25 protein-coding genes, 4 tRNA genes and 1 pseudogene are annotated in these 25,679 nt (G+C 57.9%); 16 read left to right on the forward strand and 14 right to left on the reverse strand.

The genetic code is table 11. The features are described from left to right. The first annotated feature begins 89 nt into the window (after positions 1-89). A complete protein-coding gene (locus RHM58_RS18020; protein WP_322267818.1) occupies positions 90-1,967 on the forward strand; it encodes an MFS transporter in 1,878 nt (625 codons plus the stop codon). Between the two features lie 126 nt (positions 1,968-2,093). Here the strand turns inward: RHM58_RS18020 and sugE are convergent, their stop codons facing one another. From sugE to rdgC, 3 genes are all read right to left on the reverse strand, one after another. Continuing rightward, positions 2,094-2,408 carry a quaternary ammonium compound efflux SMR transporter SugE gene (gene sugE, locus RHM58_RS18025; protein ID WP_123599434.1) on the reverse strand — a complete coding sequence of 105 codons (315 nt, stop codon included), beginning with the start codon at positions 2,406-2,408 and terminating at the stop codon, positions 2,094-2,096. Between the two features lie 119 nt (positions 2,409-2,527). After that, complete coding sequence (locus RHM58_RS18030) at positions 2,528-3,493, reverse strand: bile acid:sodium symporter family protein (RefSeq protein ID WP_322267819.1); 966 nt, start codon at positions 3,491-3,493, stop codon at positions 2,528-2,530. A gap of 162 nt (positions 3,494-3,655) precedes the next feature. After that, positions 3,656-4,576 (reverse strand): recombination-associated protein RdgC, encoded by a 921-nt coding sequence (rdgC, locus tag RHM58_RS18035; RefSeq protein WP_201201932.1) that lies wholly within the window; start codon positions 4,574-4,576, stop codon positions 3,656-3,658. 158 nt (positions 4,577-4,734) lie between these two features. On the opposite strand from rdgC, the gene RHM58_RS18040 reads away from it, so the two are divergent. The 5 genes from RHM58_RS18040 to RHM58_RS18060 all read left to right on the forward strand — a co-directional run bounded on the left by RHM58_RS18040 (position 4,735) and on the right by RHM58_RS18060 (position 5,694). Next, positions 4,735-4,810, forward strand: a tRNA-Val gene (locus RHM58_RS18040). A gap of 19 nt (positions 4,811-4,829) precedes the next feature. Further along, a tRNA-Asp gene (locus RHM58_RS18045) sits at positions 4,830-4,906 on the forward strand. A 188-nt stretch (positions 4,907-5,094) separates the two neighbouring features. After that, a tRNA-Val gene (locus tag RHM58_RS18050) sits at positions 5,095-5,170 on the forward strand. Positions 5,171-5,188: 18 nt separating this feature from the next. Then, positions 5,189-5,265, forward strand: a tRNA-Asp gene (locus RHM58_RS18055). A 186-nt stretch (positions 5,266-5,451) separates the two neighbouring features. Next, entirely contained in the window at positions 5,452-5,694 is a 243-nt protein-coding gene (locus RHM58_RS18060) for a hypothetical protein (RefSeq protein ID WP_322267820.1), read from the forward strand. Between the two features lie 4 nt (positions 5,695-5,698). On the opposite strand, the gene RHM58_RS18065 is transcribed toward RHM58_RS18060, so the two are convergent. Both RHM58_RS18065 and RHM58_RS18070 read right to left on the reverse strand, forming a co-directional pair. Beyond that, positions 5,699-6,835: a catalase family protein gene (locus RHM58_RS18065; protein ID WP_322267821.1), complete on the reverse strand. Its 1,137-nt coding sequence runs from the start codon at positions 6,833-6,835 to the stop codon at positions 5,699-5,701. A gap of 28 nt (positions 6,836-6,863) precedes the next feature. Next, the gene (locus RHM58_RS18070; RefSeq protein ID WP_322267822.1) at positions 6,864-8,672 is read right to left on the reverse strand and encodes a di-heme-cytochrome C peroxidase; all 1,809 of its coding nucleotides are present in this window, start codon (positions 8,670-8,672) and stop codon (positions 6,864-6,866) included. 271 nt (positions 8,673-8,943) lie between these two features. Between RHM58_RS18070 and RHM58_RS18075 the strand changes: the two genes are divergently transcribed. The 8 genes from RHM58_RS18075 to RHM58_RS18110 all read left to right on the forward strand — a co-directional run bounded on the left by RHM58_RS18075 (position 8,944) and on the right by RHM58_RS18110 (position 12,983). Next, positions 8,944-9,657: an FKBP-type peptidyl-prolyl cis-trans isomerase gene (locus RHM58_RS18075; protein ID WP_201194840.1), complete on the forward strand. Its 714-nt coding sequence runs from the start codon at positions 8,944-8,946 to the stop codon at positions 9,655-9,657. A gap of 296 nt (positions 9,658-9,953) precedes the next feature. Further along, on the forward strand, positions 9,954-10,409 hold the full coding sequence (locus tag RHM58_RS18080; protein WP_201201937.1) for a YkvA family protein: 456 nt from the start codon (positions 9,954-9,956) through the stop codon (positions 10,407-10,409). Between the two features lie 113 nt (positions 10,410-10,522). Next, positions 10,523-10,864, forward strand: a complete 342-nt coding sequence (locus RHM58_RS18085; RefSeq protein WP_201201939.1) for a helix-turn-helix domain-containing protein — start codon at positions 10,523-10,525, stop codon at positions 10,862-10,864. Beyond that, a complete protein-coding gene (locus RHM58_RS18090) occupies positions 10,861-11,232 on the forward strand; it encodes a hypothetical protein (RefSeq protein ID WP_003223109.1) in 372 nt (123 codons plus the stop codon). The genes RHM58_RS18085 and RHM58_RS18090 overlap by 4 nt, the downstream gene beginning before the upstream one ends. Further along, the gene (locus RHM58_RS18095; RefSeq protein WP_201255954.1) at positions 11,233-11,640 is read left to right on the forward strand and encodes a sel1 repeat family protein; all 408 of its coding nucleotides are present in this window, start codon (positions 11,233-11,235) and stop codon (positions 11,638-11,640) included. Positions 11,641-11,812: 172 nt separating this feature from the next. After that, positions 11,813-12,007 carry a hypothetical protein gene (locus tag RHM58_RS18100; protein WP_322267823.1) on the forward strand — a complete coding sequence of 65 codons (195 nt, stop codon included), beginning with the start codon at positions 11,813-11,815 and terminating at the stop codon, positions 12,005-12,007. Beyond that, positions 12,004-12,330: a low molecular weight protein tyrosine phosphatase family protein gene (locus RHM58_RS18105; protein ID WP_201255953.1), complete on the forward strand. Its 327-nt coding sequence runs from the start codon at positions 12,004-12,006 to the stop codon at positions 12,328-12,330. Before RHM58_RS18100 ends, RHM58_RS18105 begins: the two co-directional genes overlap by 4 nt. 275 nt (positions 12,331-12,605) lie before the next feature. Beyond that, on the forward strand, positions 12,606-12,983 hold the full coding sequence (locus tag RHM58_RS18110) for a c-type cytochrome (RefSeq protein WP_201255952.1): 378 nt from the start codon (positions 12,606-12,608) through the stop codon (positions 12,981-12,983). A gap of 267 nt (positions 12,984-13,250) precedes the next feature. Here the strand turns inward: RHM58_RS18110 and RHM58_RS18115 are convergent, their stop codons facing one another. Next, the gene (locus RHM58_RS18115) at positions 13,251-13,664 is read right to left on the reverse strand and encodes a hypothetical protein (RefSeq protein WP_201255951.1); all 414 of its coding nucleotides are present in this window, start codon (positions 13,662-13,664) and stop codon (positions 13,251-13,253) included. 727 nt (positions 13,665-14,391) lie between these two features. Here RHM58_RS18115 and RHM58_RS18120 point away from each other — a divergent pair. After that, positions 14,392-14,715, forward strand: coding sequence for a hypothetical protein (locus RHM58_RS18120; protein ID WP_201255950.1), 324 nt, complete (start codon positions 14,392-14,394; stop codon positions 14,713-14,715). A gap of 311 nt (positions 14,716-15,026) precedes the next feature. Here RHM58_RS18120 and RHM58_RS18125 read toward each other — a convergent pair whose 3' ends face one another. Together RHM58_RS18125 and RHM58_RS18130 are read right to left on the reverse strand one after the other, a co-directional pair. Then, positions 15,027-16,817 carry a bifunctional diguanylate cyclase/phosphodiesterase gene (locus RHM58_RS18125; RefSeq protein ID WP_201255949.1) on the reverse strand — a complete coding sequence of 597 codons (1,791 nt, stop codon included), beginning with the start codon at positions 16,815-16,817 and terminating at the stop codon, positions 15,027-15,029. A 132-nt stretch (positions 16,818-16,949) separates the two neighbouring features. Beyond that, the gene (locus RHM58_RS18130; RefSeq protein ID WP_201205182.1) at positions 16,950-19,031 is read right to left on the reverse strand and encodes a carboxy terminal-processing peptidase; all 2,082 of its coding nucleotides are present in this window, start codon (positions 19,029-19,031) and stop codon (positions 16,950-16,952) included. A 139-nt stretch (positions 19,032-19,170) separates the two neighbouring features. Here RHM58_RS18130 and RHM58_RS18135 point away from each other — a divergent pair, with 139 nt between their 5' ends. Further along, complete coding sequence (locus RHM58_RS18135) at positions 19,171-20,133, forward strand: zinc-binding dehydrogenase (RefSeq protein ID WP_201201944.1); 963 nt, start codon at positions 19,171-19,173, stop codon at positions 20,131-20,133. 104 nt (positions 20,134-20,237) lie between these two features. Here RHM58_RS18135 and RHM58_RS18140 read toward each other — a convergent pair whose 3' ends face one another. The 6 genes and pseudogenes from RHM58_RS18140 to RHM58_RS18165 form a co-directional block, all read right to left on the reverse strand. Continuing rightward, positions 20,238-20,891, reverse strand: coding sequence for an HAD family hydrolase (locus tag RHM58_RS18140; RefSeq protein WP_322267824.1), 654 nt, complete (start codon positions 20,889-20,891; stop codon positions 20,238-20,240). A gap of 34 nt (positions 20,892-20,925) precedes the next feature. Further along, positions 20,926-21,916 (reverse strand): annotated as a pseudogene (locus tag RHM58_RS18145) (ABC transporter ATP-binding protein). Further along, positions 21,913-22,713, reverse strand: coding sequence for an ABC transporter permease (locus tag RHM58_RS18150; RefSeq protein WP_008005677.1), 801 nt, complete (start codon positions 22,711-22,713; stop codon positions 21,913-21,915). Before RHM58_RS18150 ends, RHM58_RS18145 begins: the two are co-directional and overlap by 4 nt. Then, complete coding sequence (locus RHM58_RS18155; RefSeq protein WP_201205184.1) at positions 22,700-23,536, reverse strand: ABC transporter permease; 837 nt, start codon at positions 23,534-23,536, stop codon at positions 22,700-22,702. Before RHM58_RS18155 ends, RHM58_RS18150 begins: the two co-directional genes overlap by 14 nt. A gap of 5 nt (positions 23,537-23,541) precedes the next feature. Then, complete coding sequence (locus RHM58_RS18160) at positions 23,542-24,348, reverse strand: alkaline phosphatase family protein (protein ID WP_322267825.1); 807 nt, start codon at positions 24,346-24,348, stop codon at positions 23,542-23,544. A gap of 176 nt (positions 24,349-24,524) precedes the next feature. Beyond that, positions 24,525-25,592 (reverse strand): ABC transporter substrate-binding protein, encoded by a 1,068-nt coding sequence (locus RHM58_RS18165; RefSeq protein ID WP_201255948.1) that lies wholly within the window; start codon positions 25,590-25,592, stop codon positions 24,525-24,527. Between the last annotated feature and the right edge of the window lie 87 nt (positions 25,593-25,679).

Consider the following 25,679-nt stretch of genomic DNA (forward strand, 5'->3'; position numbering starts at 1 on the left):
GATTAGGTAATGTGTGGCCTGGATCCACGTTCGACATTCCAATAACAGTATCCAAGCCACTCTCAACGCCAATCAGGGACACACGGAAGATGAGTCACCCCTCACAGTTCACCTTGCTTCGCACCCGGCGTTTTCTGCCGTTTTTCGTGACACAGTCCCTTGGGGCCTTCAACGACAACATCTTCAAACAGTCGCTGATCCTCGCCATTCTGTACAAATTGACCATCGACGGTGATCGTTCGATCTGGGTCAACTTGTGCGCGCTGTTGTTCATCCTGCCGTTTTTCCTGTTCTCGGCGCTGGCCGGGCAGTTCGGGGAAAAATTCGCCAAGGACGCGCTGATTCGTCTGATCAAGCTTGGCGAAATCGCCATCATGTCGGTGGGCGCGGTGGGTTTCCTGTTCGATCACCTGTCGCTGATGCTGGTGGCGTTGTTCGCCATGGGCACGCACTCGGCGCTGTTCGGGCCGGTTAAGTATTCGATCCTGCCCCAAGCCTTGCGTGAAGATGAGTTGGTCGGTGGCAACGGCCTGGTGGAAATGGGCACCTTTTTGGCGATCCTCGCCGGGACCATCGGTGCCGGGATCATGATGTCCTCCGGTCACTACGCGCCCCTCGTCTCCACGGTCGCCATCATCGGTGTCGCGGTGCTCGGTTACCTGGCCAGCCGCAGCATTCCTCGCGCGGCGGCCGCGTCGCCGGAGATGCGCCTGAACTGGAACATTTTCACTCAGTCCTGGGCCACCTTGAAACTGGGCCTGGGGCAAACCCCGGCGGTGTCGCGCTCGATTGTCGGCAACTCGTGGTTCTGGTTTGTCGGGGCGATTTACCTGACGCAAATCCCGGCCTACGCCAAGGAATGGATGCACGGCGACGAGACCGTGGTGACGCTGATCCTGACCGTGTTCTCGGTCGGTATCGCCCTCGGTTCGATGCTTTGCGAGAAACTCTCCGGGCGCAAAGTCGAGATTGGTCTGGTGCCGTTCGGCTCGTTTGGTCTGACGGTGTTTGGCTTGCTGCTGTGGTGGCATTCCGGCGGAATTCCGGACAGCGTGACTGGCCATGGCTGGATCGAAGTGCTTGGTTTTGGCCACACCTGGCTGGTGTTGATCGACATCCTCGGGCTCGGGGTTTTCGGTGGTTTCTACATCGTGCCGCTGTACGCGCTGATTCAGTCGCGCACCGCTGAGAACGAGCGGGCACGGGTGATTGCCGCCAACAACATTCTCAACGCACTGTTTATGGTGGTCTCGGCGATTGTCTCGATCGTGCTGCTGAGCGTGGTCAAGTTGTCGATCCCGGAGCTGTTCCTGGTGGTGTCAGTGCTGAACATCGGCGTCAACGCCTACATCTTCAGCATCGTTCCCGAGTTCAGCATGCGTTTCATGATCTGGCTGCTCAGCCATTCCATGTACCGCGTGGAGCACCGCAACCTGGACCTGATTCCCGATGAAGGCGCGGCGCTGCTGGTGTGCAACCATGTGTCCTTCGTCGATGCCTTGCTGATTGGCGGTGCTGTGCGTCGGCCGATTCGCTTTGTGATGTATTACAAAATCTACAACCTGCCGGTGCTGAACTTTATCTTCCGCACCGCTGGGACTATTCCTATCGCCGGACGGCAGGAAGACATTCAGATTTACGAAAAAGCCTTCAAGCGGATTGCCCAGTATCTGAAGGACGGTGAGTTGGTATGCATCTTCCCTGAAGGAAAACTGACCGCTGACGGTGAGATAAACGAGTTCAAGGGCGGGCTGACGCGGATTCTCGAAGAGACACCGGTGCCGGTGATTCCGCTGGCGTTGCAAGGGTTGTGGGGGAGTTTCTTCAGCCGCGATCCGGGCAAAGGCTTGTTTCACCGGTTGTGGTCGCGGGTGACGTTGGTGGCGGGGCCGGCGGTGGCCGTTGAAGTGGCGGAACCGGCCGCATTGCAGGCGTTGGTTGGGGAGTTGCGCGGGACTGTCAGGTAGTTAGTGACTGGGCGGGCCTCATCGCGAGCAAGCTCGCTCCCACAGGGAAATGTGTTGTGTCACAAATAGTAGGCACACCATCCATCCACTGTGGGAGCGAGCTTGCTCGCGATAGCGGTCGAAAGATCAGGCGCTGATCTTGAGTCCAACCAACCCGGCAATAATCAACGCCACACTGGCCAGCCTGAACAACGCCATGGATTCCCCAAACAGAATAATCCCGGCGATCACCGTACCCACGGCCCCCACGCCGGTCCAGATTGCGTAGGCCGTGCCCAGCGGCAATTCCTTCATGGCAAGGCCCAGTAAACCAAGGCTGATAGCCATGGCGGCGACGGTTAATGCAGTGGGGAGCGGGCGGCTAAAGCCGTCAGTGTATTTCAGGCCGACGGCCCAGCCGACTTCGAACAGGCCGGCGAAAAACAGAATGATCCAGGACATGAGAGACCTCCATCGATTGACGGGGTCGTCCCCAGATTAATGACTCGATCGAGCCGCGAGGTCGTCCCCGCGTTGCGCAATAGAGTGCCCAGCATTAACCCGGGGATCAAGTTTTACGCTTACTCAGTCGCTTGCCGAGCAGCCGCTTCCCGGTCTTCTTTCTCGCTCATCCTGCGGAAATAGGTCGAGAGCAGCGCCCCGGAAATATTGTGCCACACACTGAACAACGCGCTTGGCACCGCGGCCAGTGGCGAGAAGTGCGCACTGGCCAGCGCGGCACCCAAGCCCGAGTTCTGCATGCCGACTTCCAGTGCCAGGGATTTGCGCTGGGGCAGCGGCAGCTTAAACAGGCGTCCGGTGAAATAACCCAGCAAGTAGCCGAAGCTGTTGTGCAGCATCACCACCGCCATGATCAGCAAGCCGGATTCGGCAATCTTCGCCTGACTGGCCGCGACCACCGCGGCGACGATGATCACGATGCTCACCACCGACACCAGCGGCAACACTTCCACCGCGTGGCGAACCTTGTTGCCGAGCAGCCGTTGCGCAACCACACCGAGCACGATAGGCAGCAGCACCACTTGCAGGATCGACCAGAACAACTCCATGAATGACACCGGCAACCATGCAGAAGCCAGCAGCCAGATCAGCGCCGGGGTCAGCAGCGGGGCGAGGAGGGTGGTAACGGCGGCGATGGCCACTGACAGCGCCAGGTCGCCGCGAGCCAGCCAGGTCATCACGTTGGACGAAGTGCCGCTCGGGCAACAGCCAACCAGGATCACGCCGACGGCGATTTCCGGCGGCAGGTGAAACGCCTGGCAGAGCAACCACGCCATACCGGGCATGATCACGAAATGCGCAACCACGCCCAACGCCACGCGCCACGGATGGCGAGCGACTTCGGCGAAGTCTTCGAGTTTGAGGGTCAGGCCCATGCCGAACATCACCAGCCCCAGCAGTGGGACGATGGCACCTTTCAGGCCAATGAACCACGTAGGTTCCAGGAACGCCAAAACAGCGAAAATCAACACCCAGTAAGCGAAGGTGTTGCCGACAAAGCGGCTTAAAGCGGCGAGGGCGCGCATGGCCTGATCCTTATTATGTAATTAGCACCACAAAACCAACTGTGGGAGCGGGCTTGCTCGCGAAGACGGACTGACAGTCAACATTGATGTTGAATGTTATGACGCTTTCGCGAGCAAGCCCGCTCCCACAGTTGATCCGGTTTCCTCAGCGGGAACCGGTTGTTAGATCCCTTGCGGAGTCTCTTCACCACCCAACGCTTCAACCAGTGCCGGCAGGAAGTCGCCGAAGGTCAGCATCATCAGGGTGAAGCTGGCGTCCAGTTGGCCCAGGGCCTCTTCGCCGCCGTCCTGTTCCGCCTGATCCTGCAGCAAGTCTTCGAACTTCAGGCGCTTGACGGTCATCTTGTCGTCGAGCATGAACGACAACTTGTCCTGCCAGGCCAACGACAGCTGAGTGACGACTTTGCCGGTGCTCAGGTGCAGCTGGATTTCGTCGCTGGTCAGGTCCTGACGCTTGCAACGCACGATGCCGCCGTCTTCGTGGGTGTCGCGCAGTTCGCACTCGTCCAGTACAAAGAAGTCGTCCGCAGCTTTCTGGGTTTTGACCCAGTCAGTCATGGTGGCGGTCGGGGCCATTTTCACGGTCAGCGGACGCACTGGCAGCGAGCCGATCACTTCACGCAGGGTCGACAGCAGGTCTTCGGCGCGTTTCGGGCTGGCCGAGTTCACCAGGATCAGGCCTTGTTTCGGCGCGATGGCGGCGAAGGTCGACGAACGACGTATAAAGGCACGAGGCAGGAACGCCAGGATGATTTCATCCTTGATCTGATCGCGTTCCTTCTTATAGACCTTGCGCATTTGCGTGGCTTCGATCTCTTCGACCTTTTCCTTCACCGCGTCACGCACGACGCTGCCCGGCAGAATGCGTTCTTCTTTACGGGCAGCGATCAGCAGGAAGTCGCCGCTGACGTGCGCCAGCGGAGCATCTTCGCCCTTGCCGAACGGCGCGACGAAACCGTAGGTGGTCAACTCCTGGCTTGCACATGGACGCGCCAGTTTGGTCGCCAGTGCAGTTTCCAACGCCTCGGCATCAAAAGGCAGATCTTGGGTCAGGCGATAGATAAGCAGGTTTTTGAACCACATGAGGCGAGTCTCTCCTTTATACAAAGGGGGCATTATTCTCTTCGCGGCGCCATAGGCCAACCCTTCTCTAAGCCTTTGGAAGGCCTGAGAAAATTATTTAAAAAAGTGCTTGCCAGAGGTTGGGTCGCTCCGTAGAATGCGCGCCACACCGAAGCGAAGGGTGATTAGCTCAGCTGGGAGAGCGTCTGCCTTACAAGCAGAATGTCGGCGGTTCGATCCCGTCATCACCCACCATTCGTTTTTAGTGTTACGCGCAGCGGTAGTTCAGTCGGTTAGAATACCGGCCTGTCACGCCGGGGGTCGCGGGTTCGAGTCCCGTCCGCTGCGCCATATTCGGTAACCTGGAATGCTGAACGCCAGGTCACCACGGAAAAGCCCGCTAACGCGGGTTTTTTTCTGTCTGTTGTTCCTGCGGGATGTGTCATTTCACCGGTTTTCGGATTTATTTGAAAAAATATTCAATTAAATCAACACGTTACGAAAACTTGTGGCATAATGCGCCCCGTAACGAAGGTACTGGGTGATTAGCTCAGCTGGGAGAGCGTCTGCCTTACAAGCAGAATGTCGGCGGTTCGATCCCGTCATCACCCACCATTACTTTCAATGCTACGCGCAGCGGTAGTTCAGTCGGTTAGAATACCGGCCTGTCACGCCGGGGGTCGCGGGTTCGAGTCCCGTCCGCTGCGCCATATTCGGTAATCTGGAACGCTGAACGCCAGGTCACCACACAGAAAGCCCGCTTAATGCGGGCTTTTTGCTGTCCGGGATTTGAGTAATCGATAGATTCTGGCCACGGCATAGAATATGAGCACTTTTTCTCGCCGCAAGACATGCGGGTGGGGCTGGATCGATTGCTTGTCGCTCCAGACTATTGTTTGTACCTGTCGACCCGGGGCGGTGCAGTACTGAGTTTTTGCAGCAAACAGACTGAGCAGTTACGAAAACTGATTGCCCAGCTGACCTCGCCAACACAGGGCCAAAGCGAAATCGAGCAGGCGATTGCCGAGGGCCGGATGGTGCCGGGAGCGTTCATCGATCTGGTGGCGGCAGCGGGGGAGTTGAGGGTTGAACTCCCCAGCGCGGGCTGGCCAGTTGCCGGGCGGGTTCTTCCAGACTAACGATTTATTGTTCGGCGTTGCGGCTGTGCCGATAGTCGCTGACCGCTTCGTACACCGCTTTGCGCAAGCGATTGATCCCGCCAATCGGGCGATGCGCCTCGAGGCCGAACCACGGGTTGAACGACTGATTGTCGCATTGCAGATTCAGCGCAGGAGTGTCGAAGTCCTGGGCGGGGACATTGATCCGCGCCACGGTTTCAAAGGGTGCATCGCTTTCGCGCCATTCAACGCTGGTGTCTTCGATTGGCATGTATTTGTTGGCATCCTGGCGCTGGATCTGCAAGACGAAACACGCCGGTACCCGGTCCGTCGACAGCTGCTGGTTCAGCGCATTACGCAGGAAGTTCGGCAGAGCCAGATTTTGCTTGGGCAACGCGTAGGTCGGGCAGCTCTCGGGGTCCGGCATGACGCGGAACTTGGCATTGGCATCGCCGAATTTGTAGGGCGAAACCGAAAAGTAGGTAGTCCGGGTCGGGCTTTCGGGGGCGGGGGAGAGTGTCGCCAGCGCGATAAGCAGGTGACGAGCCTGCCAACTGCGCGGGTCCCAGCTCGGGAAGAACGCCATGACCTTTTTGCCGTCAGCCTGGGCCGCCACATTCTGACGATACTCGGCGACATCGCTGACGAAGAAATTCGGATGGCTGAACATCACGAAGTCCTGCTCGTTGCGCGCCGGTTGGTCGGCCAGCAATTGTTTGCCGGGCACATTGAGCAATTTGATGGCCATACCACGGGCATCGCGAATGCTGTCGAATTGCGGGTAGGCGTTGCCATTGGACAGTCGAATGTTTGCTTGCCAGATTTTGCCGGGTTCGCTGAACACACCTTGACGCAGTTCTGCTGCCAGATCCGGCAATACCTGAACCTCGGCCTTCACACAGCCATGGGCCTTGGCGTGGGCGTCGCGCAGGTAGCGAGTGCTTTCCCGGTGCTGGTCGACGATGCGCACAGCGGTTTGAATGATGTCCTGGGTCATCGCTGATTCACCGTCCGGGATCATTTCCTGCGCGGAGACCGGGCCGCTGTGCTGCCAGGCAAACCATGCGGTGGCCAGCGCCCAGCCCAGCAACCCCAGGCCGAGCAACCAGAGCAGGGTCTTGGCTAGAAACGCGCCGAGGCGCAGCCACAGGGTGATCAGCATGGGTAAGTCCTTTTGACTGAGGGGGCGGTCATGGCAATTGCGCCTCCAGTGGGCCGCCCAGCACTTTCAGGTATTCGAGCAGCGCCCAGCGTTCCTCCGGTTGCAGCAGGCGCCCGATGACGCCATTACCGCGCTCGCCGGCGCGAAATTCATGTCCGCTGTTGTGATTGCCGGTGATGCGGGTGTCGAACACAAAGCCGTTAGTAAAGGCTTCGGTGCGATAGCCCAGGTGCTTGGGGTCGTACTCGAAGGTGCCTTTGTAGAACGTGGTCGCACGTTCGTCCTGGGGCGAGAGCAGTTGATAAATACTCGGCACCGAACCGTTGTGCAGGAAGGGCGCCGTGGCCCACACGCCGGTCAGCGGCCTGGCCTTGTAGACGCGCAATTCCTGGACACCGATCGGCAGACCGAAGCCATCGATGTCCGGTCGCTCGGCCGGCGTGACGTTGGCCTCGCGGTAAGCATGGTTCTCAACGAACGCCGTGACATACGCGAGTCCCTTGGCCACCGAGAGCTTGCTCAGGTCCAGCGGCTCGGTGGGTTTGGGATGTAACTGAACGTCGAGTGTCGCCAACTCCGCCGGGTCCCATTGCAGGGCCGTCAGATCGAAACGATGATCGGCAATGTTATTGGCGGCGGTGGGGTCGGTACCTATCGCCGCGACCGGCAGCAGTTTGAGTTGTTGTACCGCACGTCCATCGACCTGCTTAACACGCGGCACATGGCAACTGGCGCAGTTCTCGGCAAACAGCGCACGACCTTTGGCGGCCAAGGGTTTGTCGACGCTGCCGAGCAGGTCTTCCGGCCACGCCGGCGGCTTGAGCCGTTGCAGGGTTTGTTCGATCAGTTGCAAGTCGCGCACACGGACACTGGAGGGGTAGCGTGCATCACCTTTGAGCGGCTGCCCGTCGGCGTCGAAGAAATTCAGCGTGGCGCCAACACCCAGCGCCTCGCCGATATTGCGCGCCATCGGTTGCTGTGCCGAACCGGTCCACTGCACCCAGTCGAAGGTCCACATGTCCCACAGTTGTGGATAGTCCACCGGGGCGTTGGCCACGCGGTAGTTATCCGGCGAAATCGCATCGCCGAAACTGGCATTGGCGATGCGGCCGAACGCGTCGGTGCGGCCGGGGCCTTCTTCGGTCGGATAGAGCCCGCGATGGGTGTCATTCCAGGCGACTTTCAGGAAGGTATCGAGCGAGCTTTTGAAGTCCTCGCGTAGGACTTGATGCTGGGCGTCGTAGTCCGAACCCAATACGTTGCGTGCGAAACGTTCGAATTTCCAAGGGTTGTAATAAGTTGAGGCAAGACTGGCCACAAGTGCCTGGCCAAAACTGCCTCCGCGCAGGGTCGGCACGCTGGCCGGCAGAACATGCTGCGCCGAGCCACCATCGATACGCACGGCCTGGCCGTTAAAACGCAGTTCGCCGGTGTGGCAGGCGGCGCAAGTGATATCGAGGAATTGGTCCTTGCTGTCGGGGTTTTGGTGCCGGGCGAAACCTACGGGCAAGTTACCGGGGTTATTCGGTGTGGCTTTCTGAGCGGGATCGATCAGAAAACCAAAGCGCGCCATGTATTCGGGGGCGGCGAAGCGCTCTTGTGAAAAGGGCAATTCCAGTGCCGAGAACCAGTCATAGCGCAAGCCTTTGACCTGGGTGCCTTGAGGGGTGAAGTAGTAAGTCTGACGGTCGGCCGCGCTCCACTGCTCCAGGTAATGCACCTGTTGCGCAGGGGTATAGACGGGCAGTTTAGGGTTGGCGATGTAGTACAGAGCCACGGCCAGGCCCAGCCCCAGCAGTACGGCGATCAGACCCAGCAGGCGGAGTAAGAGGCGCAAGATAAACGTCCTTGTCAATTTATGGCTCTCTTATGCCTCAGCTCCTTAGGTGGCGGCAAGTGGCCATTACGCCAAGTGTTGTAGGATCCGGCATCGGCGTCTGTGAGAGCAAGATGACAGAAACTTCATCCAGCCCATTCCCGAAATGCTTTAAAAGACCTGAACTTATCAGAAGTTTCCTGCTCTCATGCCGGTAGCCATTGGTCGTGGCCGCCTGATAAGCTCGCGGCTTTATTCGATTGCCCTTTAGGCGCATGAACAAGGAAATAGCATGAAACAGCATCGGTTGGCGGCGGCGGTGGCCCTGGTAAGCCTGGTACTTGCGGGTTGTGACTCGCAGACCAGCGTAGAGCTGAAAACCCCGGCGCAAAAAGCTTCCTACGGGATTGGCCTGAACATGGGCAAGAGCCTGGCTCAGGAAGGCATGGATGATCTCGATTCCAAGGCCGTAGCCCAAGGCATCGAAGATGCCGTCGGCAAGAAAGAACAGAAGCTGAAGGACGACGAACTGGTCGAAGCCTTTGCAGCACTGCAGAAACGTGCTGAAGAGCGCATGGCGAAGATGAGCGAAGAGTCGGCAGCCGCCGGCAAAAAATTCCTCGAAGAAAACGCCAAGAAAGCCGGTGTGGTGACCACTGCTTCCGGTCTGCAGTATGAAGTCGTGAAGAAAGCTGATGGTCCTCAGCCTAAGCCGACCGATGTGGTGACTGTTCACTACACCGGCAAGCTGACCAACGGCACTACCTTTGACAGCTCGGTTGATCGCGGTAGCCCGATCGATCTGCCAGTCAGCGGTGTGATCCCTGGTTGGGTCGAAGGCCTGCAACTGATGCACGTTGGCGAGAAGTACAAACTGTACATCCCTAGCGACCTGGCTTACGGCGCGCAAAGCCCAAGCCCGGCAATTCCAGCCAACTCGGTGCTGGTGTTCGATCTGGAGCTGTTGGCGATCAAAGATCCAGCGAAACAAGACGCCGCGAAGTAATCGTCGTCTGATGCAAAAACAACGCCCCGCATTATGTGGGGCGTTGTTGTATCTGGCGTTTGGCAAAGTACAAACAAAGCGAACGGATGCTGTAGGGTGGAGTCATAGCCAGTGAAGACGCCTGTGCTAGACGTACTGCACAGCCAAGTCAATGAAATCTTGGGTTTTTTTATGTGAGTAAAAAACGCCCGATCTGAGTTCAGCCCTTATAAAACGGGGCTTCCAGCCGTGAAATGCAGCTCTGTTCACAAGGTTATCCACAATTTGTGTGGATAACATTTCAGCGGGAGGAAAAGATGAAAGCACCCTGGAATTTCGCTCGATTCCTGCCACTGGCCGGTCGCTTGTTGGCCAGAGGTCGATTGCCGACCCTGCTGTTTGCCGTGGCCAGCAAAAGTGCCAGCCAGGGCGGTCGCCTGGGTAAGCTCAAGGATGACCTGCGCCTGTTGCAGGCCCTGTGCCTGGCCTACTGGCGCGGCGAGTACCGGGCCATCAGCCGCAAATCGATGCTGATCGTGGTGGCTGGCCTGATGTACTTCCTCAGCCCTTTGGACGCCATTCCGGATTTCATCCCGGTTTTCGGCATGCTCGACGACATCGCAGTGCTCGCCTGGGTCATGAAAACCCTCGACGACGAACTCAATGCCTTCCGTGCCTGGCGCGATCGTCAGCTGCCGGAGAAGCTGGCGTCGGTCGAGCGACTGCCCGATACCCCGGAGCAACTTCAGCTTCAGGGCCCCAAAGATGACTGAGTTGTTTCAGTTTCAGCCATAGTTTCATGCCCCCGCGACCTTGGCCGCTGTTAGGATTACACTTCAAGGGAAAAGTGCCGACTCGCTAAGTGTCGTTGTCCTACGGGGAAGTCATGGATATTCAGATAATCACACGCGAAGGCGAGCCCGAATATGCGGTTCTACCTTGGGCTCAGTACCAGGCTTTACTGAAAGCAGCAGGCATCGAGCAACAACCGCCAAGGGCCGCCGTAGAGCGTCCGGCAGTCGTTGCAGACCAGATCCTTCCGGGTCTGGATCAACTCCGCAAATTGCGCGAAGGGAAGGGCATCGCCATTGAGGCGCTCGCCCGCACGGTAGGCATCAGCCCGTCTTATCTGGCCTTGATCGAAAGTGGCGAGCGTCAACCCGACGCTGCGATTCGCCGCAGCCTGGCCTGGGAATTGACGGTGCCAGGGTGGAGGGATGAATCGTGAGCGTACGCATCAGTCGTCAACATTGGGACGGGTTGCTGGGTGAACTGGATCAGGCGCGCCGCCAGCGCCATCTGCTGACTTACCGAGCGCTGCTCGAGCGATTGCAGTTGCCGACGCCGGCCATGCAAACCCTGACCGCAGCCCTTGAACACCTCGCCGCACTGGACGCCAAGGCCGAGCAGCCACTGCGCAGCTCGCTGGTGATCAGCCAGGGCGCCAGTCGCCTGCCACGCACCGGCTTCTTCGAATGCGTCGAACGCCTGGGACGTTTCTCCGGCCCGTCCGACGGCGTCGCCGCCGCGTCCTGGCATGCTTCGGAAGTGGTGCGCGTGTTCGAATACGAGTACCCAGAATCAGCGGAGGCCTGAGTGTTTTTACGCCTCAAAGCGCGGGCCGGTTACTGGCTGGCCCGCCGGTTGTTTCATTGGTCATGGTTTGTGCGACAGCCCCGAGGCTGGAAATGGCTCGAGGGCCAATTCGCCCGCATGGCCAACCTCGGCAATGTCGGCGCCCAGAGCTTCTATGGCCACATCCTGACCTTTCGCGGTGTTGGGCTTGGTGCTCGTGAGGAAGGCGTGCGATTGCTGCGTTTGGCGGCGTTGGCGGGGGATGGCAAAGCGGCGTATCAGATTGGGGTGATCAGTTTGGCGGGGACGCCGAGCAAAGCGCCGGACCCGGTGGAGGCCGCGCGGTTTTGGCGGATTGCGGTGCAGGCTGGGCATCCGTTGGCGGAGATCAAGTTGAAAGGGTTGGTGAGTGGCGATACTGCGCATTAATTGATCGTTCCCACGCTCCGCGTGGGAATGCAGCCCGTGACGCTCCTCGTTACATGCCGCTGCTGATTTCGAGTATTACATCCACCTAGCCACTGCCCCGATTCACGCTTACCATACGCCCACACTACGTATTACCGCGGCTGCTGAACCCGGTACTCACGAGGACATGACCATGGAAAGAACCCGCGCCTGGAGACGCTCACAGGCCAATAAACACGGCAGTGACAGAGCGGTTCGTCCGCTGAAAATCAAGCCAGAAAAGAACTGGAAGCTGATGTACATCCGTGCCGCCAAGCTACTCAGGGCACGCCAACTCGGCATGAGCTATCCCATCCGCACCACCCGCCAACTGTTGGATCAAGAGTGACTAACCTCCTGTTCGTCTGCAGCCGTAACCAATGGCGTAGCCCCACTGCGGAAGCGATCTGGCGCCGCCGCCCCGGCTTCGATGCTCGCTCGGCGGGCACTAGCCCAAGCGCACGTAAACCCATCGGCCCGGCGGATATCCGCTGGGCCGATGTAATCTTCGTCATGGAGCGCAAACACCTGCATCGTCTTCAGGCAGGATACGCCCGGTTGCTGGAATACAAGCGGATTTACTGTCTGGATATTCCTGATGATTACCAATTCATGGATTCGGAATTGGTGGACATGCTTGAGGAAGCGGTGACGGCCTGCCTTGCTAAATAGACTTCGTGCGAAAACTACTGTCGCGGGATAGTAGCGTGTATGCCAGTTAGACGACCGCATAACAATTGCCGTAGATTTAACTGCACTGGGCTGATGGCTCACTGTCGTGGAGGTCTGCTATCGGCCAGAAGCAATGGTCACTGGGATGCACCTGGAAAACGAGTTGATTCAATGGGTATCAGAAATGACTGTGTGTGCCGATACGATGGCTGATATTTTTCCCGCGTACCAAATCGGGTCCAATCGACGCTGATCCATCAAGGAAGATAAAAACAATGAAAATATTATTCATCGCTTCGCTAGGGGTTTTATCGCTAATTCAAACATCACTATCCTTCGCGGATAATGTTAATGGAAAAAATCTCTATTTGCAGCGATGCACCATGTGCCACGGAGTAGATCTCAAAGCAACAGGACCATTGGCTAATAAAAGCAATCCTCCAACACCTGATCTAACAACATCCGCTTTCAAAAAACGATTAAATGATTATCCGGGCGTGATTGTTTCGTCGATAATACTTCGTCCAAATGGAGACTTGATTCCAAAAACTTTGCGAGAGAATGGTGTAAAGCTATCGCCGTACTCATGGAGGATTAATGATCTGCGCGATTTAAACCAATACATGAATGGTGTGATTTCAAAAAATCGATGATTTTTGAATTGAGAGGTAGGCACAGAAATCTAAGAGCTATTTCAGGTTTGAGGGCTTGTGGGACAATGCCGGTGAGCCCGTCGACCTCTCGCGGGCACATCGCCATGAACAATCTCGGATTAATACAAGTTAAAAAAGTGGACGGATCTATTCTTCAGTGAAAAATAAATACACTCCCTTGTTTTTTGCACTTTTTCCTAGACCCCACAGGAAAGGTTTATTTAACCTCCGACACCAAAAGCCAAGCTCATGCCATAAGTTTTTGTTCTAATTCCGCGTATCTTGTCCACCATTATAGTTCGTGCTGCTGCGGGACGAACGGCCGTCGCTGTAGGTTGTATCCTGCCCGCCGTTATAGTTTGCGCTGCTGCGAGACGAAAGGCCGTCGCTGTAGGTTGTATCCTGCCCACCGTTATAGTTTGCGCTGCTGCGAGACGTGCGGCCATCGCTGTAGGTTGTATCCTGTCCGCCATTATAGTTCGCACTGCTGCGGGATGAACGGCCATCGCTGTAGGTTGTATCCTGTCCACCATTGTAATTCGCGCTGCTGCGAGAAGTTGTTCCATTATCGTAATGACAGTCTTGTCCGCCATTATAGTTTGCGCTGCAACTATCGGCAAAGGCTTGATGCAATGGCGAAGCAAACAGAATCGAACTCAGCAGAAAAACCTTCAGCTTCATGATAGTTCCTTGAGAGGTCTCGAGATCACTGGCGAAAATAATTAGGAAAACGATTGATGTATTTCATGCAAGAGTATTTGTGAGTGGCTTTTTGTCTAGAGCTCCTCAATCAGGCTAGGAAGAAAAGTCTGCTTTGCACAGCTGATCAAATCAAAAAATGGTGGCGGCCTGCCATTACTAATACAGACTGAGCATCCCAAACTAAGTTTCCGCCACGAGAACTTATTTTTAGTAAGCGCAGCGTGAACGGTGCATGCAGTAAGTATTCCCCGCCAGGACGAGACGCAGCCCATTCGATGACGTTCGTCTTGGGTCAAAAGCGGTCACCCAACGGGTGAAGGAATCAAACTCGGCTTCAGTAAAAGCTTTCGCCACATCTACTTTCTTTTTTTGGCGAATTTCTGGGCAAGGTCTTCGGAAATTTCCTTCAAGTCGTAGCGGTTTTGATGAACTGGTGCGCGGTGGATTCAATCGGTAGGCTTTGGTGGTCACTGCATTTTCAGTGACAGGGTGTAGGAACCCTTCCAGACCATGAGAAACGCTTTGGCGTCGATCCTGATTTGCGGCCGTTAACGTGCGCCCGTAATATCAGCAGCGGCGGCTGTGCGCGGGCACGCTTCGGTGTGGTCGAGTTCTCTGGTCTCGATATTCCTACCCCGCGTATAGCTGCCACCCAAGCCTGTAGGAAGGCTGATGGTAGCTCCACTGACTACCAGAGGTTAAAAGCATGAAAAATCTTCACCCCGACCCGCCGTACGAAAAACACATTCCCCACCCCAAAAACCGCTTCATGGCACTCACCAGCAACTGCAGTGAAATGCCCACCTTGTTCGTCGACACCCATGCGCCAGTTGATGTTCTGTATGACGCCGCCAACTACCGAATCCGCGCCGTCACCCAGGTGTTAGAGAACCTGTCCATGCGCGGTTCGATTGACTGTGAATCCTTCATCCTCAGCGACTTTGCTTTGCTCTGTGCCATTCCGCTGCGCGATGGGTGTGATGTGCTGGATGTGATTGGGCGGCGGTTGCGGGCGATGCCTTCGGAGTAGCGTCTAGCGCTGTTTTTGTGGCGAGGGCGCTTGCTCCCGTTCGGCTGCGCAGCAGCCGTCAAACCAAGCACTGTGGTGTGCCTGGAAAGTCTGGGGTGCTGGTTTTGGGGCTGCTGCGCAGCCCAGCGGGAGCAAGCTCCCTCGCCACAGGGTTTAGGGGTGCTGAGATATTTTTGGCGGCTTCGCGGGCTTGCGGGGCAGGTCCCTTGCCACCAGATCAAGATCAAAAGATCGCAGCCTTCGGCAGCTCCTACGGGATGTACATCATTGTTCTGTAGGAGCTGCCGAAGGCTGCGATCTTTTTGTGGCGATCACCGATGCCCGGCAACCAACGCTTCTTCGGCCATTGGCACCGCCAGGCTATCAATCACATGCACGCTATACCCCGGCACATTTTTCGCGTGGTGTTTGGCCTGTGATGCCATCTCCGCCAGCAGGCTTGCATCAAGCCCGGCACAGGCCTCAGGGTGCAAATGCACCACGCCAATCGACAACGACAACAACGGAAATTCTTGCCGTACGCCTTGGCGGTTGGGCGCGATGAAGCAGCCGGCTTCGAGGTGTTCACTGCGGTAGAAGCGCCGACATTGGCTTTGGAAATCGTCGAGCAGTTGGTTCAGGCGTTTGCGCCAGTCTTCCGGACCCAGCACCATCAGGAAGTCGTCGCCGCCGATATGGCCGACGAAGTCGCGGGATGGGTCGACGCGGTCGTTCAGGCATTGCGCCAGGCAGAGTAGGACTTCATCCCCGCGGCCGTAGCCGTAGATGTCGTTGAAGGGTTTGAAGCTGTCGATGTCGACGTAGCAGATCACCGATTCCCGCGCTTGTTGCAGCAGCCGCGTCAGGCATTGCTGGATCGGCACGTTGCCGGGCAGCAGGGTCAGTGGGTTGGCGTAGCGGGCTTGCTGGATTTTCAATTCGGTAATCAGTTTGAGCACGTCGATAACCCGGCCCAGTCCCAGGTAACCTCCGTTGAGGGTGATGATGAAGTCTTCTTCGATGCGTTGCCGGGCGCGGCTGGTGATCAGGCGGCTGACTTGTTGCAGCGACTGGCTCATCTCGACCGCGAGGAAGTCGTCGTTCATCAAGCGGCTGATGGGTTTGCGGGCGAACAGGTCGGTGGCAAACGGCTTGAGCAGTGCGTCAGAGAGCGAATGCCGATGAACGATGCCGCACGGCTGACCTAGCTCGTCGAGCACCGCCAGGGAGTTCAGGTTGGCTTGGCGGCGGAAGGCTTCCAGCACGGCGGCCGTCGGGGTGTCGCGGTCCACGGCGGGTTGGTCGTTGAGCAGGGCGCTGAGGTCGCTGCCTTCGTCGTTCAGCGCGACGGTGGTGCTTTCCTGTTTGGGCATCAGCGTGCGGGCATCCCGTGGCGGATGTTCCTGCGGGCGGCAGAGCAGATAGCCTTGCACCAGGTCCACACCCATCTCGGTCAGCACCGCGAGTTCTTCCGGCAGTTCGATGCCTTCGGCGATCACTTGCGCACGGGACGCCTTGGCGATTTGCAGGATCGAGCCGACGAACTCACGCTTGAGCGCGTCTTGGTGGATGCCGTCGATGAAGTGCCGATCAATCTTTACGTAGTCCGGCCGCAGTTCCGACCACAAGCGCAGACTCGAATACCCTGCGCCGAGATCATCCAGCGCGATGGAAAACCCCATCGCCCGATAGTGATGCAAGGCATTTTGCAGCAGCTGGAAATCGTCTGTCGGGGTCTGTTCGGTGAGTTCGATCACCACTTGGCTCGGCGGTATGCCGAAATCCTGCAGCAGTTGCAGGGTGCGACCGGGTTGGTGAGCGGCTTCGAGCAGTGATTCGGGAGAGACGTTGAGAAACAGTTTGCCCGGCAGTTGCTGTTCGTTGAACCGGCGACAGGCACTTTCCCGGCAAGCAATTTCCAGTTCATTGAGGCGCCCGGCCTGACGGGCCACGGCGAACAGCGCAATAGGGGAGTGCAGCGGACTGTTGGAGGGGCCACGGCTAAGGGCTTCATAGCCGACGATGCGTCGTTCAGAGAGGGAGATGATTGGCTGGAACAGACTGTGCAAACCGCTTTGAGCCAGAATTGAACTCAAGGCACTCAGCTGTTCGGTTGTGGTCATGGCGTTCTCTGGCGATAAAAAAAGGACTGGGCGCGCTCTTGGTTAAAGAGGGCGCCCAGTCCTGTATTTCACGACAGAATGATGACTATTTGATGACGCTCCGGGGAGCGTCAGCATTAAATTGCCATCATCTTAGTGCTTGGCCACCTGATTGCTCAGTTTCAAGTAATCCAGCAGCACCCGACCGGTTTCGCTCAGGTATGCATCGTCTTCCGGTTTGATCTTGTCCGGCTCGGCCGCGATCGCATCTTCGTCTTCTTTCTTCAGCTCTTTGAGCGGTTCTTCGCCCTTGGCTTTGCGACGGATGTTTTCCATGACCAGCTGCTTGGCTTCGATGTCGGTGTGTTGCGCGCGACGATCGGCTTCGTTGAGGCTGACGGTTTTTTCTTCCATCAGTTTCTGGGCCAAGGCCAACTTGTCGCGGATAAACACGAACTCTGCGTCTTTGGCCGAACGTACGTCGTGCTCGGATTTGAGCTCGGCGATGTAAGGCTTGAACGGGTCGACCGCAGGCTTGATGGCAGCCTTGATGGTGTCCCACGGCATGGCTTCCGGCAGGGCGCTCTCGCCGATTTCCTTGGTGTCGATGATCGACGGGAAATCAACGTCCGGCAGTACGCCCTGATGCTGGGTGCTCTGGCCGGAAACCCGGTAGAACTTGGCCAGGGTCAGTTTCAGTTCGCCATGGTTCAGCGGCTGAATGGTCTGCACGGTGCCTTTACCGAAGGTCTGGCCGCCGATGATCAATGCGCGGTGGTAGTCCTGCATGGCGCCGGCGAAAATCTCCGAAGCCGAGGCGGACAAGCGGTTGACCAGCAATGCCATCGGGCCTTTGTAGAACGCGCCCGGGTTCTCATCTTCCAGCACATCGACGCGGCCATCGGCGTTACGCACGAGTACGGTCGGGCCTTTGTCGATGAACAGACTGGTCAGCTCGGTGGCTTCCTGCAAGGAGCCGCCGCCGTTGTTGCGCAGGTCGATGACCACGCCGTCGACTTTGTCTTTCTGCAACTCGGTCAGCAGTTTCTTGACGTCGCGAGTGGTGCTCTTGTAGTCCGGATCGCCAGCGCGGAACGCTTTGAAGTCCAGGTAGAAGGCCGGAATCTCGATGACGCCGAGCTTGTAGTCCTTGCCGTCCTGTTTCAGGTTGAGGATCGACTTCTTAACGGCCTGATCTTCAAGCTTCACGGCTTCACGAGTGATCGACACGATCTTGCTGGTCTGGTCGCTCGGCGCATTGCTGGCCGGAATCACTTCCAGACGCACCACGGTGCCTTTTGGCCCACGGATCAGCTTGACCACTTCGTCCAGGCGCCAGCCGACCACGTCGACCATCTCTTTGTTGGCCTGGGCCACGCCGATGATCTTGTCGGCCGGTGCAACCTGCTTGGTCTTGTCGGCCGGGCCTGCCGGCACCAGACGCACGACTTTCACCTGGTCGTTATCGCTCTGCAACACGGCGCCGATGCCTTCGAGGGACAGGCTCATGTTGATGTCGAAGTTCTCCGCGTTATCCGGCGACAGATAGTTGGTGTGCGGGTCGTAGGACATGGCGAAGGTGTTGATGTACGCCTGGAAGATATCTTCCGGACGGGTCTGGTCCAGACGCGACAACTGGTTCTTGTAGCGCTTGGTCAGGGTTTCCTGGATTTGCTTGGAATCCTTGCCGGAGATCTTCATCCGCAGGACTTCGTCCTTGACGCGTTTGCGCCACAGGTCGTCCAGCTCTGCGGTGGACTTGAGCCAAGGGGCATCCTTGCGATCGATCAGCAAGTTTTCCTTGGTGGTGAAGTCGATCTTGTCGACGCCCTTGTTCAGCTCTGCAAGGGCGAAGTCCAGACGCGATTTGACTCGATCCAGGTAGCGCTTGTAGATGGTGAACCCGGCGTTCAGGTCGCCGCTTTTGAGGAAGTCGTCAAACTGGGTTTTCCACTTGTCGAATTCGGCAATGTCGCTGGCCATGAAGTAGCTGCGCGACGGATCCAGCAGCTTGAGGTAGCTGTCGTAGATGATCACCGAGCGCGCATCGTCGAGCGGCGGCTTGCTGTAGTGATTGCGCTTGAGCAACTCGACGACGTTCAGACTGGCGATTACTTCGTCACGATCAGGCTGAAGGTTGTCCCAGCTATTGGCTGCAAACGTATTGCTCGACACCGGCAAAAGGCCAATACCAATAAATAGGGCGAGGGCGGTGCTGGGGAACAGATGCTTCATGCTGATTCGACGCGGGGACAATTGATCACGCATATTAGGCCGTCTTTGAAGTCGCCGGTCCGTGAAGAGCCGGTCGCATAATGCAAGAAAGCCCGGCGCTACAGCTACGGGCTCAGTCCAGACTCACTATGGAGGCACTGTGAAAGCATTGCAAGGCGTTGAAGGTCGAGTGGAGTGGCTTGAAGAGCCGAGTCCTACGTGTGATGTAGGACAAGTTCGCATTCGAGTGGCGGCAGCGGGGCTCAATAGGGCCGATTTATTACAAAAAGCTGGCCTTTATCCACCACCGCCTGGGGCCAGCCAGGTGCTGGGTCTTGAGTGTTCCGGGGTGATCAGCGAGGTCGGTCCGGGCTCGTCCTGGCAGGTGGGAGACCGGGTCTGCGCCTTGCTGGCCGGGGGCGGGATGGCCGAAGAGGTAGTTGTCGACGGACGGCATGTGCTGCCGGTGCCTGAAGGTTTGTCGTTGGCCGAGGCGGCCGCGTTGCCGGAGGTGTACGCCACTGTTTGGTTAAATTTGTTTCATCTTGCCGGGCTCAAACCGGGTGAGAAAGTTCTGCTGCACGCCGGAGCAAGTGGAATCGGTTCAGCTGCCATTCAGTTGTGCAAGGCCTTTGGCAACCCGTGCTGGGTGAGCGTCGGTTCTAACGAACGCTTGGCTTATTGCGAAGCGCTGGGGGCGCAGGGTGGCGTTGTGCGCACCGGGGATCTGGACAGCCTGAATGATCTGGGGCCGTTCGATGTGATCCTGGATCCGGTGGGCGGCAATTACGCGGCACTGAACCTCAAGCTGACCGCGCTCGATGGTCGATGGGTGCTGATCGGTTTGATGGGTGGTCGCGAGGCGAAACTGGACTTGGCGCAGGTATTGGGCAAACGCGTGCAGTTATTGGGTTCGACGTTGCGCAGCCGTAGTGATCAGTTCAAGGCGGATTTGTTCAGTGATCTGAGCCAGCATGTGTGGCCGCTGTTTGCTGAAGGGCGGTTGAGCCCGCAGTTGGCCAAGACCTTCCCGATCAAGGATGCCGAAGCGGCGTTTGCGGAGTTGGCGAGCAATAAGGTGTCCGGGAAATTGGTGCTGGTGATCGACGACAGCCTGACCTGATCCATGTGGGAGCGGGCTTGCTCGCGAAGGCGGTGTGTCAGTCACACATGTGTTGAATGTGAATCCGCTTTCGCGAGCAAGCCCGCTCCCACAGGGGATCCGGGTTACTTCCAGATATGGATCGGCCAGTTGGCCTTTTGCGCGTGCTCCAGTAAAACCGGGTCCGGGTTGACCACGTGCGGGAAATCCACCTTCAGCAGCAACGGCAAGTCATTGCGCGAGTCCGAGTAGAAACTCGCGCCTTCAAGGTTCTCCTCTTCAGCATCCAGCCATTCCAGCAACCGGGCGATCTTGCCTTCGCGGTAGGTCAGGGTGCCGACCGTATGGCCGCTATATACGCCATGCGCGACTTCCAGTTCGATGCCGAGAATCTCGTCGATCCCCAGGCGATCAGCAATCGGTCGGACCAAGTGCGTGCCCGAGGCCGAGATCACCAGGATCCGGTCACCGGCCTTGCGGTGGGCGGCGATGGCTTTGGTCGCATCGCTGAAGATAATCGGTTCGATGAAGTCTTCCACCCACGGGCCGACCAAGTGGTCGACCTCGTCCGGCGTGCGGCCGATCATCGGCTCCAGGCTGAAGGTCATGTAGTCCTCCATCCGCAGTTTGCCGTGGCTGTAGGCGTCCATCAGTTCGTTGTTCTGCCGCATGAACGATTCAGGATCGACCCAGCCCAGCCGGCCCATCTGTTCGCTCCAGAGGGTGGCGCAGTCGCCGTGGATCAGGGTTTCGTCCAGATCAAAAATTGCCAGGGCCATCAGTGCAGTTCTCTCTTCAACATCAGCAAAGGCATCAGGCTACCTCACACAGGGCCGTTGGATCGATGGAAAGTGCCAGGCGCTGACCATCGGGATGCAGATCGGCCGCCGAGCGGTTCAGCACATCCACCACCAATTCCACGCCACGGGCTTCAACCCGATAGCGAATCACGTTGCCCAGCAAGCTGTGGCTGCGGACCTGCGCATCGAGCTCGCCGTTGAGGCTCAGTTCGATGGCTTCCGGGCGAATCGCGATGCGCCCGCTGATCGGCCGTTGCAGCAGTTTCGTCGCGCTGTCGGCATCCAGCAGGTTGTAGTTGCCGATGAAGCCGGCGGCAAAGACATCGATTGGCGCGGTGTAAAGGGTTTCGGCATCGCCGCTTTGTACGATCTTTCCCTGATTCATCAGGAAAATCCGGTCAGACATGGTCAGGGCTTCTTCCTGGTCATGTGTGACGAAGATCGTGGTCAGGCCGAGTTCGCGCTGGATTGCGCGGATCTGTTCGCGCAAGTGCTTGCGAATCCGCGCATCCAGGGCCGACAACGGTTCATCCAGCAGCAACAGCCGCGGCCGGGTGACCAGCGAACGGGCCAGCGCAACCCGCTGGCATTGGCCGCCGGACAGTTGATGCGGATAGCGGGCGGCGAAGTCGTTCAGCTCCACCAGTTTCAGCACTTCGGTAACGCGCCTGTGACTGTCGTCAGCGTTGACCTTTTGCATGCGCAAACCGAAGGCGACGTTCTGTTCCACGGTCATGTTCGGGAACAGTGCATAGCTTCTGGAACACCATGCCGATCCCGCGTTTCTGCGGACTCAATGGCACGATGTCGACGCCATCGAGCAGGATCTTGCCGCCATCCACCGAGGTCAGCCCGGCGATGCAGCGCAGCAGCGTGGACTTGCCGCAACCGGACGGGCCGAGGAGGGTGACGAATTCACCCTTCTGAATTTCAGTGTTGATGTCGCTGAACACCGTGGTGCCGGCGTAGTTTTTCTGTAGGTGTTGGACGCTGACATAGCTCATTCGCTTTTGTCCTTGTTCAAGATATTGGCCGCCCAGGTCAGAACCAGCACGAAGAAGAAGTAGGAAATCACCAGCGCACTGGTGAAGTGGCCGCTGCTGTTGCGCATGTTGTTGAGGTAGACCTGCAGGGTTTCGTAGCGGGTGCCGACGAGGATGTTGGCGAACACGAACTCACCGAACAGGAACGAGAACGACAGCAGCAGCGCCACCATCAAACCTTTGCGCAGGTTCGGCAGCACCACCAGGAACGCCGCTTGCCAGGTGCTGGCACCGAGCAGTTGGGCGGCGTCCATCAGGTCGCGCAGGTTGATCGCTTGCAGGTTGTTGGTGATCGCCCGGTACATGAACGGCAGCGCCACGGTGAAGTAGCAACCGATCAGAATCCACGGCGTACCGACCATTGCAAACGGCCCGGAGCCATAGAGCTGCAGCAGCCCAACCGACGACACCACCGGCGGCACCGCAAAGGGCAGCAGGATCAGGATGTTCATCAGCGCATCCAGTTTTGGGAAGTGGTAATGGACCACAAACAGCAGCGGCAGAATCAGCACCACCGACAGGATCAGCGAGCCGACACACACCAGCAGCGACTGGCCAAACGCGTCGAGAAACCGCGGATCACTCCACAGCTGGATGTACCACTTGAAGGTAAAACCGCTGGGCAGAATGGTCGCCGACCAACTGCTGGCAATCGAGTAAATCAAGGTGCCGGCTAGCGGTAGTAACAGAATGGCAAACAGCAAATACACCACGACCCGGTGATAGACACCGACCGGGCCTAATTCAGCGCGAGACATGGTAGCTCCTCTTCAACAGCAGCTGATGCACGATGGTCACCAGGGTCATCAACGCCACCAGCACCACGGCCAGGGCACTGGCCATGTTCGGGTCCAGGGAAATATCGCCGGAGACCATCGCCGCGATGCGGATCGGCAGCACGTTGAAGTTGCCGGTGGTCAGGGCATACACCGTGGCGTAGGCGCCGAGGGCGTTGGCCAGCAGGATCACGAAGGTGCCGAGCAGCGCCGGGGTCAGCACCGGCAAACCGATGTGGCGCCAGAACTGCCAGCCACTGGCGCCCAGCAGTTCGGCGGACTCACGCCAGTCTTCGCGCAATGCGTCGAAGGCCGGATAGAGCAGCAGCACGCCCAGGGGAATCTGGAAGTAGGTGTAGAGAATGATCAGTCCGGTTTTCGAGTACAGGTTGAAGTCCTGAATGACCCCGGCCTGCTTGAGCATGATGGTGAAACTGCCGTTGAAGCCCAGCAGAATGATGAAGGCGAAGGCCAATGGCACGCCGGCAAAGTTGCTGGTCATGTTGGCGAAGGCGTTGACGAAGTTGCGCAGTTTCGAGTCGACCCGGCGCAGCGAGTAGGCGCCGAGCACCGCGATGATGATCCCGAACACGCTGGACCAGAAACTGATCTCCAGGCTGTACTGGATCGCCTGCAAATAGAACTTCGAATTGAAGATCTTGGTGAAGTTTTCGATGCCCCAACCGAACTCTTCCGATTGCACGCTGTTGATCATCACCCAGCACAGCGGGGCGATCTCGAACACGATAAAGAAAATCGCGAAGGGCACCAGGCATAAGGCTGCCAGCCATTTACCACGGGTCATGGCGTTCACTTGAGCAGCTCCCGGCACACAGGTTTGTCGTGGGCCACGCCCAGCAGTTCGCAGACGGTGCCGCAGATTTCCGTCTGTTTCGGTGCGGCGCCGGCGTTGAAACTGAAGGCGTCGCCGAGGACGAACAGCGGCACTTCGCGTTCCTCTGGCAACAGGCCGTTATGGGAGCGGTCGTTGTTCATGCCGTGGTCGGCGGTCACCAGCACCTGGTAACCGGCGTCGAGCCAGGTTTGCAGGTAGTCGGCCAGGATGATGTCGGCCGAGCGGGCGCTGTTGCGGTATTGCGGGGTGTCGAGGCCGTGCTTGTGCCCGGCGTCGTCGATATTCATGGGGTGTATCAGTAGAAAGTTCGGTGCATGACGCAGGCGCAGGTTTTCCGCGTCGGCGAACAGGTGCGAGTCAGGGTAGTGATCGCTCCAGTAGAAATGCCCGTGCTGGATCGGCAGTTCCGGGTTGTCGGTGTGACGGTCCCGAGCGGCCACGAACGGCGAACGGTTGTACAGCTCGCTGATCCAGTGATAGGCCGCTGCTGCGGTGACGAGGCCGGCGTCGCGGGCGTAGTGATAGATGCTGCGCTGGTTGGACAGGCGCGAGACGTTGTTGTGGACGATGCCGCTGTCGATCGGCGCAACGCCGGTCAGGATGCATTCATACAGCGGTCGGGACAGGGCCGGCAGTTCGCACTCCAGTTTGTAGAGCGCTGCGCGTCCTGCGCCGACGTAAGCCTGCAGGTGCCCCATGGCGTGGCGCGCGACCTCGTAGTTGAGGCCGTCGAGCACGACAAGGATGACGTTGTGCTTCATAGGGGCGATGACTCCGCAAAACAGGTAATTCGAAAAGCTCAGGTTTTACTCGGTCCAGTGTGGGAGCGGGCTTGCTCGCGAAGACGGTGTGTCAGTCAACACATGTGTTGAATGTGAAACCGTCTTCGCGAGCAAGCCCGCTCCCACATTAGATCCCCAGTGTTTGGGCTACCGCGTTATTGCATATTGATAATGACTTCTTCCTGCCACTTCTGAGGCAGAGCCTTGGAGGTCTTCTCCCATGCGTCGGCGTCTTTGATCGGCGTTACTTTTTTGTACTGCTCGTTCGGCAGCAGCTTGGCTTTCACGTCTTCCGGCAGGGTCAGGTGCTCGGCACGGATCGGACGGGCGTTGCCGCGCGCCAGGTTGGTCTGGCCGGCGTCGCTGAAGATGTACTCGCGGGTCAGCTTGGCTGCGTTCGGATGCTTGGCGTATTTGTTGATGATGGTGGTGTAGCCGGAAATCACCGAGCCATCGGACGGGATCAGCACCACGTAGTCATCCGGGTTGGTCATCTTGGCCTTGTAGCTCAGGCCGTTGAAGTCCCAGACCACGCCCACTTCGACTTCACCTTTCTCCATGGTGGCGATGGTCGGGTTAGCCAGCGACAGACGACCTTGCTTGGCGATCTCGGCAAACATCAGCAATGCAGGCTGGATGTTCTTTTCGTCGCCGCCGTTGGCCAATGCTGCGGCCAGGACGCCGTTGGCGGCTTGAGCGGCGGTGCTCACGTCGCCGATGGAGACTTTGTATTTGCCGGTTTTCAGGTCAGCCCAGCTTTTCGGGGCTTCGGAACCGTGCAGCAGTTTTTTGTTCACAATGAAAGCGATGGTGCCGGTGTAGGCCAGGGCCCAGTTGCCGTCCTTGTCTTTCGCCCAGTCCGGGACTTGCGCCCAGGTGGTTGGTTTGTACGGTTGGGTCACGCCTTGTTTGACGGCGATCGGGCCGAAAGCGGCGCCCACGTCGCCGATGTCGGCACTGGCGTTGTCTTTTTCAGCGGCGAACTTGGCCACTTCCTGGGCCGAGCTCATGTCGGTGTCGATGTGTTTCAGGCCATAGGTCTTGGCCAGGTCTTCCCAGGTGCCTTTCCAGTTGGCCCAGTCATCGGGCATGCCGACGCTGTTGACGGCGCCTTCCGCTTTCGCAGCGGCTTCCAAAGTTTTCAAATCCGTATCAGCAGCCATGGCGGCGGTGCACATGGCAATGGTCGAGCCTAACAGTGATGCCAGGAAAAGCTGTTTCATCCGAAGCTCCTTTGGGCGTTTTCAACGCTGCGATTGCGGTTGTGTTGGTCTAGGTCAGCAATACCTGAGCCAATTTAAGGGCAGTGG

It is taken from the genome of Pseudomonas sp. 10S4 (assembly GCF_034344865.1).
Taxonomy (GTDB): domain Bacteria; phylum Pseudomonadota; class Gammaproteobacteria; order Pseudomonadales; family Pseudomonadaceae; genus Aquipseudomonas.

Bases quoted from the DNA above. Each gene is read 5' to 3' on its own strand.
- RHM58_RS18080 (WP_201201937.1), top strand. From the start codon at position 9,954: ATGAAAGCACCCTGGAATTTCGCTCGATTCCTGCCACTGGCCGGTCGC.
- RHM58_RS18085 (WP_201201939.1), top strand. From the start codon at position 10,523: ATGGATATTCAGATAATCACACGCGAAGGCGAGCCCGAATATGCGGTT.
- RHM58_RS18160 (WP_322267825.1), bottom strand. From the start codon at position 24,348: ATGAAGCACAACGTCATCCTTGTCGTGCTCGACGGCCTCAACTACGAG.
- RHM58_RS18020 (WP_322267818.1), top strand. From the start codon at position 90: ATGAGTCACCCCTCACAGTTCACCTTGCTTCGCACCCGGCGTTTTCTG.
- RHM58_RS18140 (WP_322267824.1), bottom strand. From the start codon at position 20,891: ATGGCCCTGGCAATTTTTGATCTGGACGAAACCCTGATCCACGGCGAC.
- sugE (WP_123599434.1), bottom strand. From the start codon at position 2,408: ATGTCCTGGATCATTCTGTTTTTCGCCGGCCTGTTCGAAGTCGGCTGG.
- RHM58_RS18065 (WP_322267821.1), bottom strand. From the start codon at position 6,835: ATGCTGATCACCCTGTGGCTGCGCCTCGGCGCGTTTCTAGCCAAGACC.
- RHM58_RS18130 (WP_201205182.1), bottom strand. From the start codon at position 19,031: ATGAAGCATCTGTTCCCCAGCACCGCCCTCGCCCTATTTATTGGTATT.
- RHM58_RS18115 (WP_201255951.1), bottom strand. From the start codon at position 13,664: ATGAAGCTGAAGGTTTTTCTGCTGAGTTCGATTCTGTTTGCTTCGCCA.
- RHM58_RS18155 (WP_201205184.1), bottom strand. From the start codon at position 23,536: ATGACCCGTGGTAAATGGCTGGCAGCCTTATGCCTGGTGCCCTTCGCG.
- rdgC (WP_201201932.1), bottom strand. From the start codon at position 4,576: ATGTGGTTCAAAAACCTGCTTATCTATCGCCTGACCCAAGATCTGCCT.
- RHM58_RS18075 (WP_201194840.1), top strand. From the start codon at position 8,944: ATGAAACAGCATCGGTTGGCGGCGGCGGTGGCCCTGGTAAGCCTGGTA.
- RHM58_RS18165 (WP_201255948.1), bottom strand. From the start codon at position 25,592: ATGAAACAGCTTTTCCTGGCATCACTGTTAGGCTCGACCATTGCCATG.
- RHM58_RS18120 (WP_201255950.1), top strand. From the start codon at position 14,392: ATGAAAAATCTTCACCCCGACCCGCCGTACGAAAAACACATTCCCCAC.
- RHM58_RS18030 (WP_322267819.1), bottom strand. From the start codon at position 3,493: ATGCGCGCCCTCGCCGCTTTAAGCCGCTTTGTCGGCAACACCTTCGCT.
- RHM58_RS18100 (WP_322267823.1), top strand. From the start codon at position 11,813: ATGGAAAGAACCCGCGCCTGGAGACGCTCACAGGCCAATAAACACGGC.
- RHM58_RS18150 (WP_008005677.1), bottom strand. From the start codon at position 22,713: ATGTCTCGCGCTGAATTAGGCCCGGTCGGTGTCTATCACCGGGTCGTG.
- RHM58_RS18110 (WP_201255952.1), top strand. From the start codon at position 12,606: ATGAAAATATTATTCATCGCTTCGCTAGGGGTTTTATCGCTAATTCAA.
- RHM58_RS18125 (WP_201255949.1), bottom strand. From the start codon at position 16,817: ATGACCACAACCGAACAGCTGAGTGCCTTGAGTTCAATTCTGGCTCAA.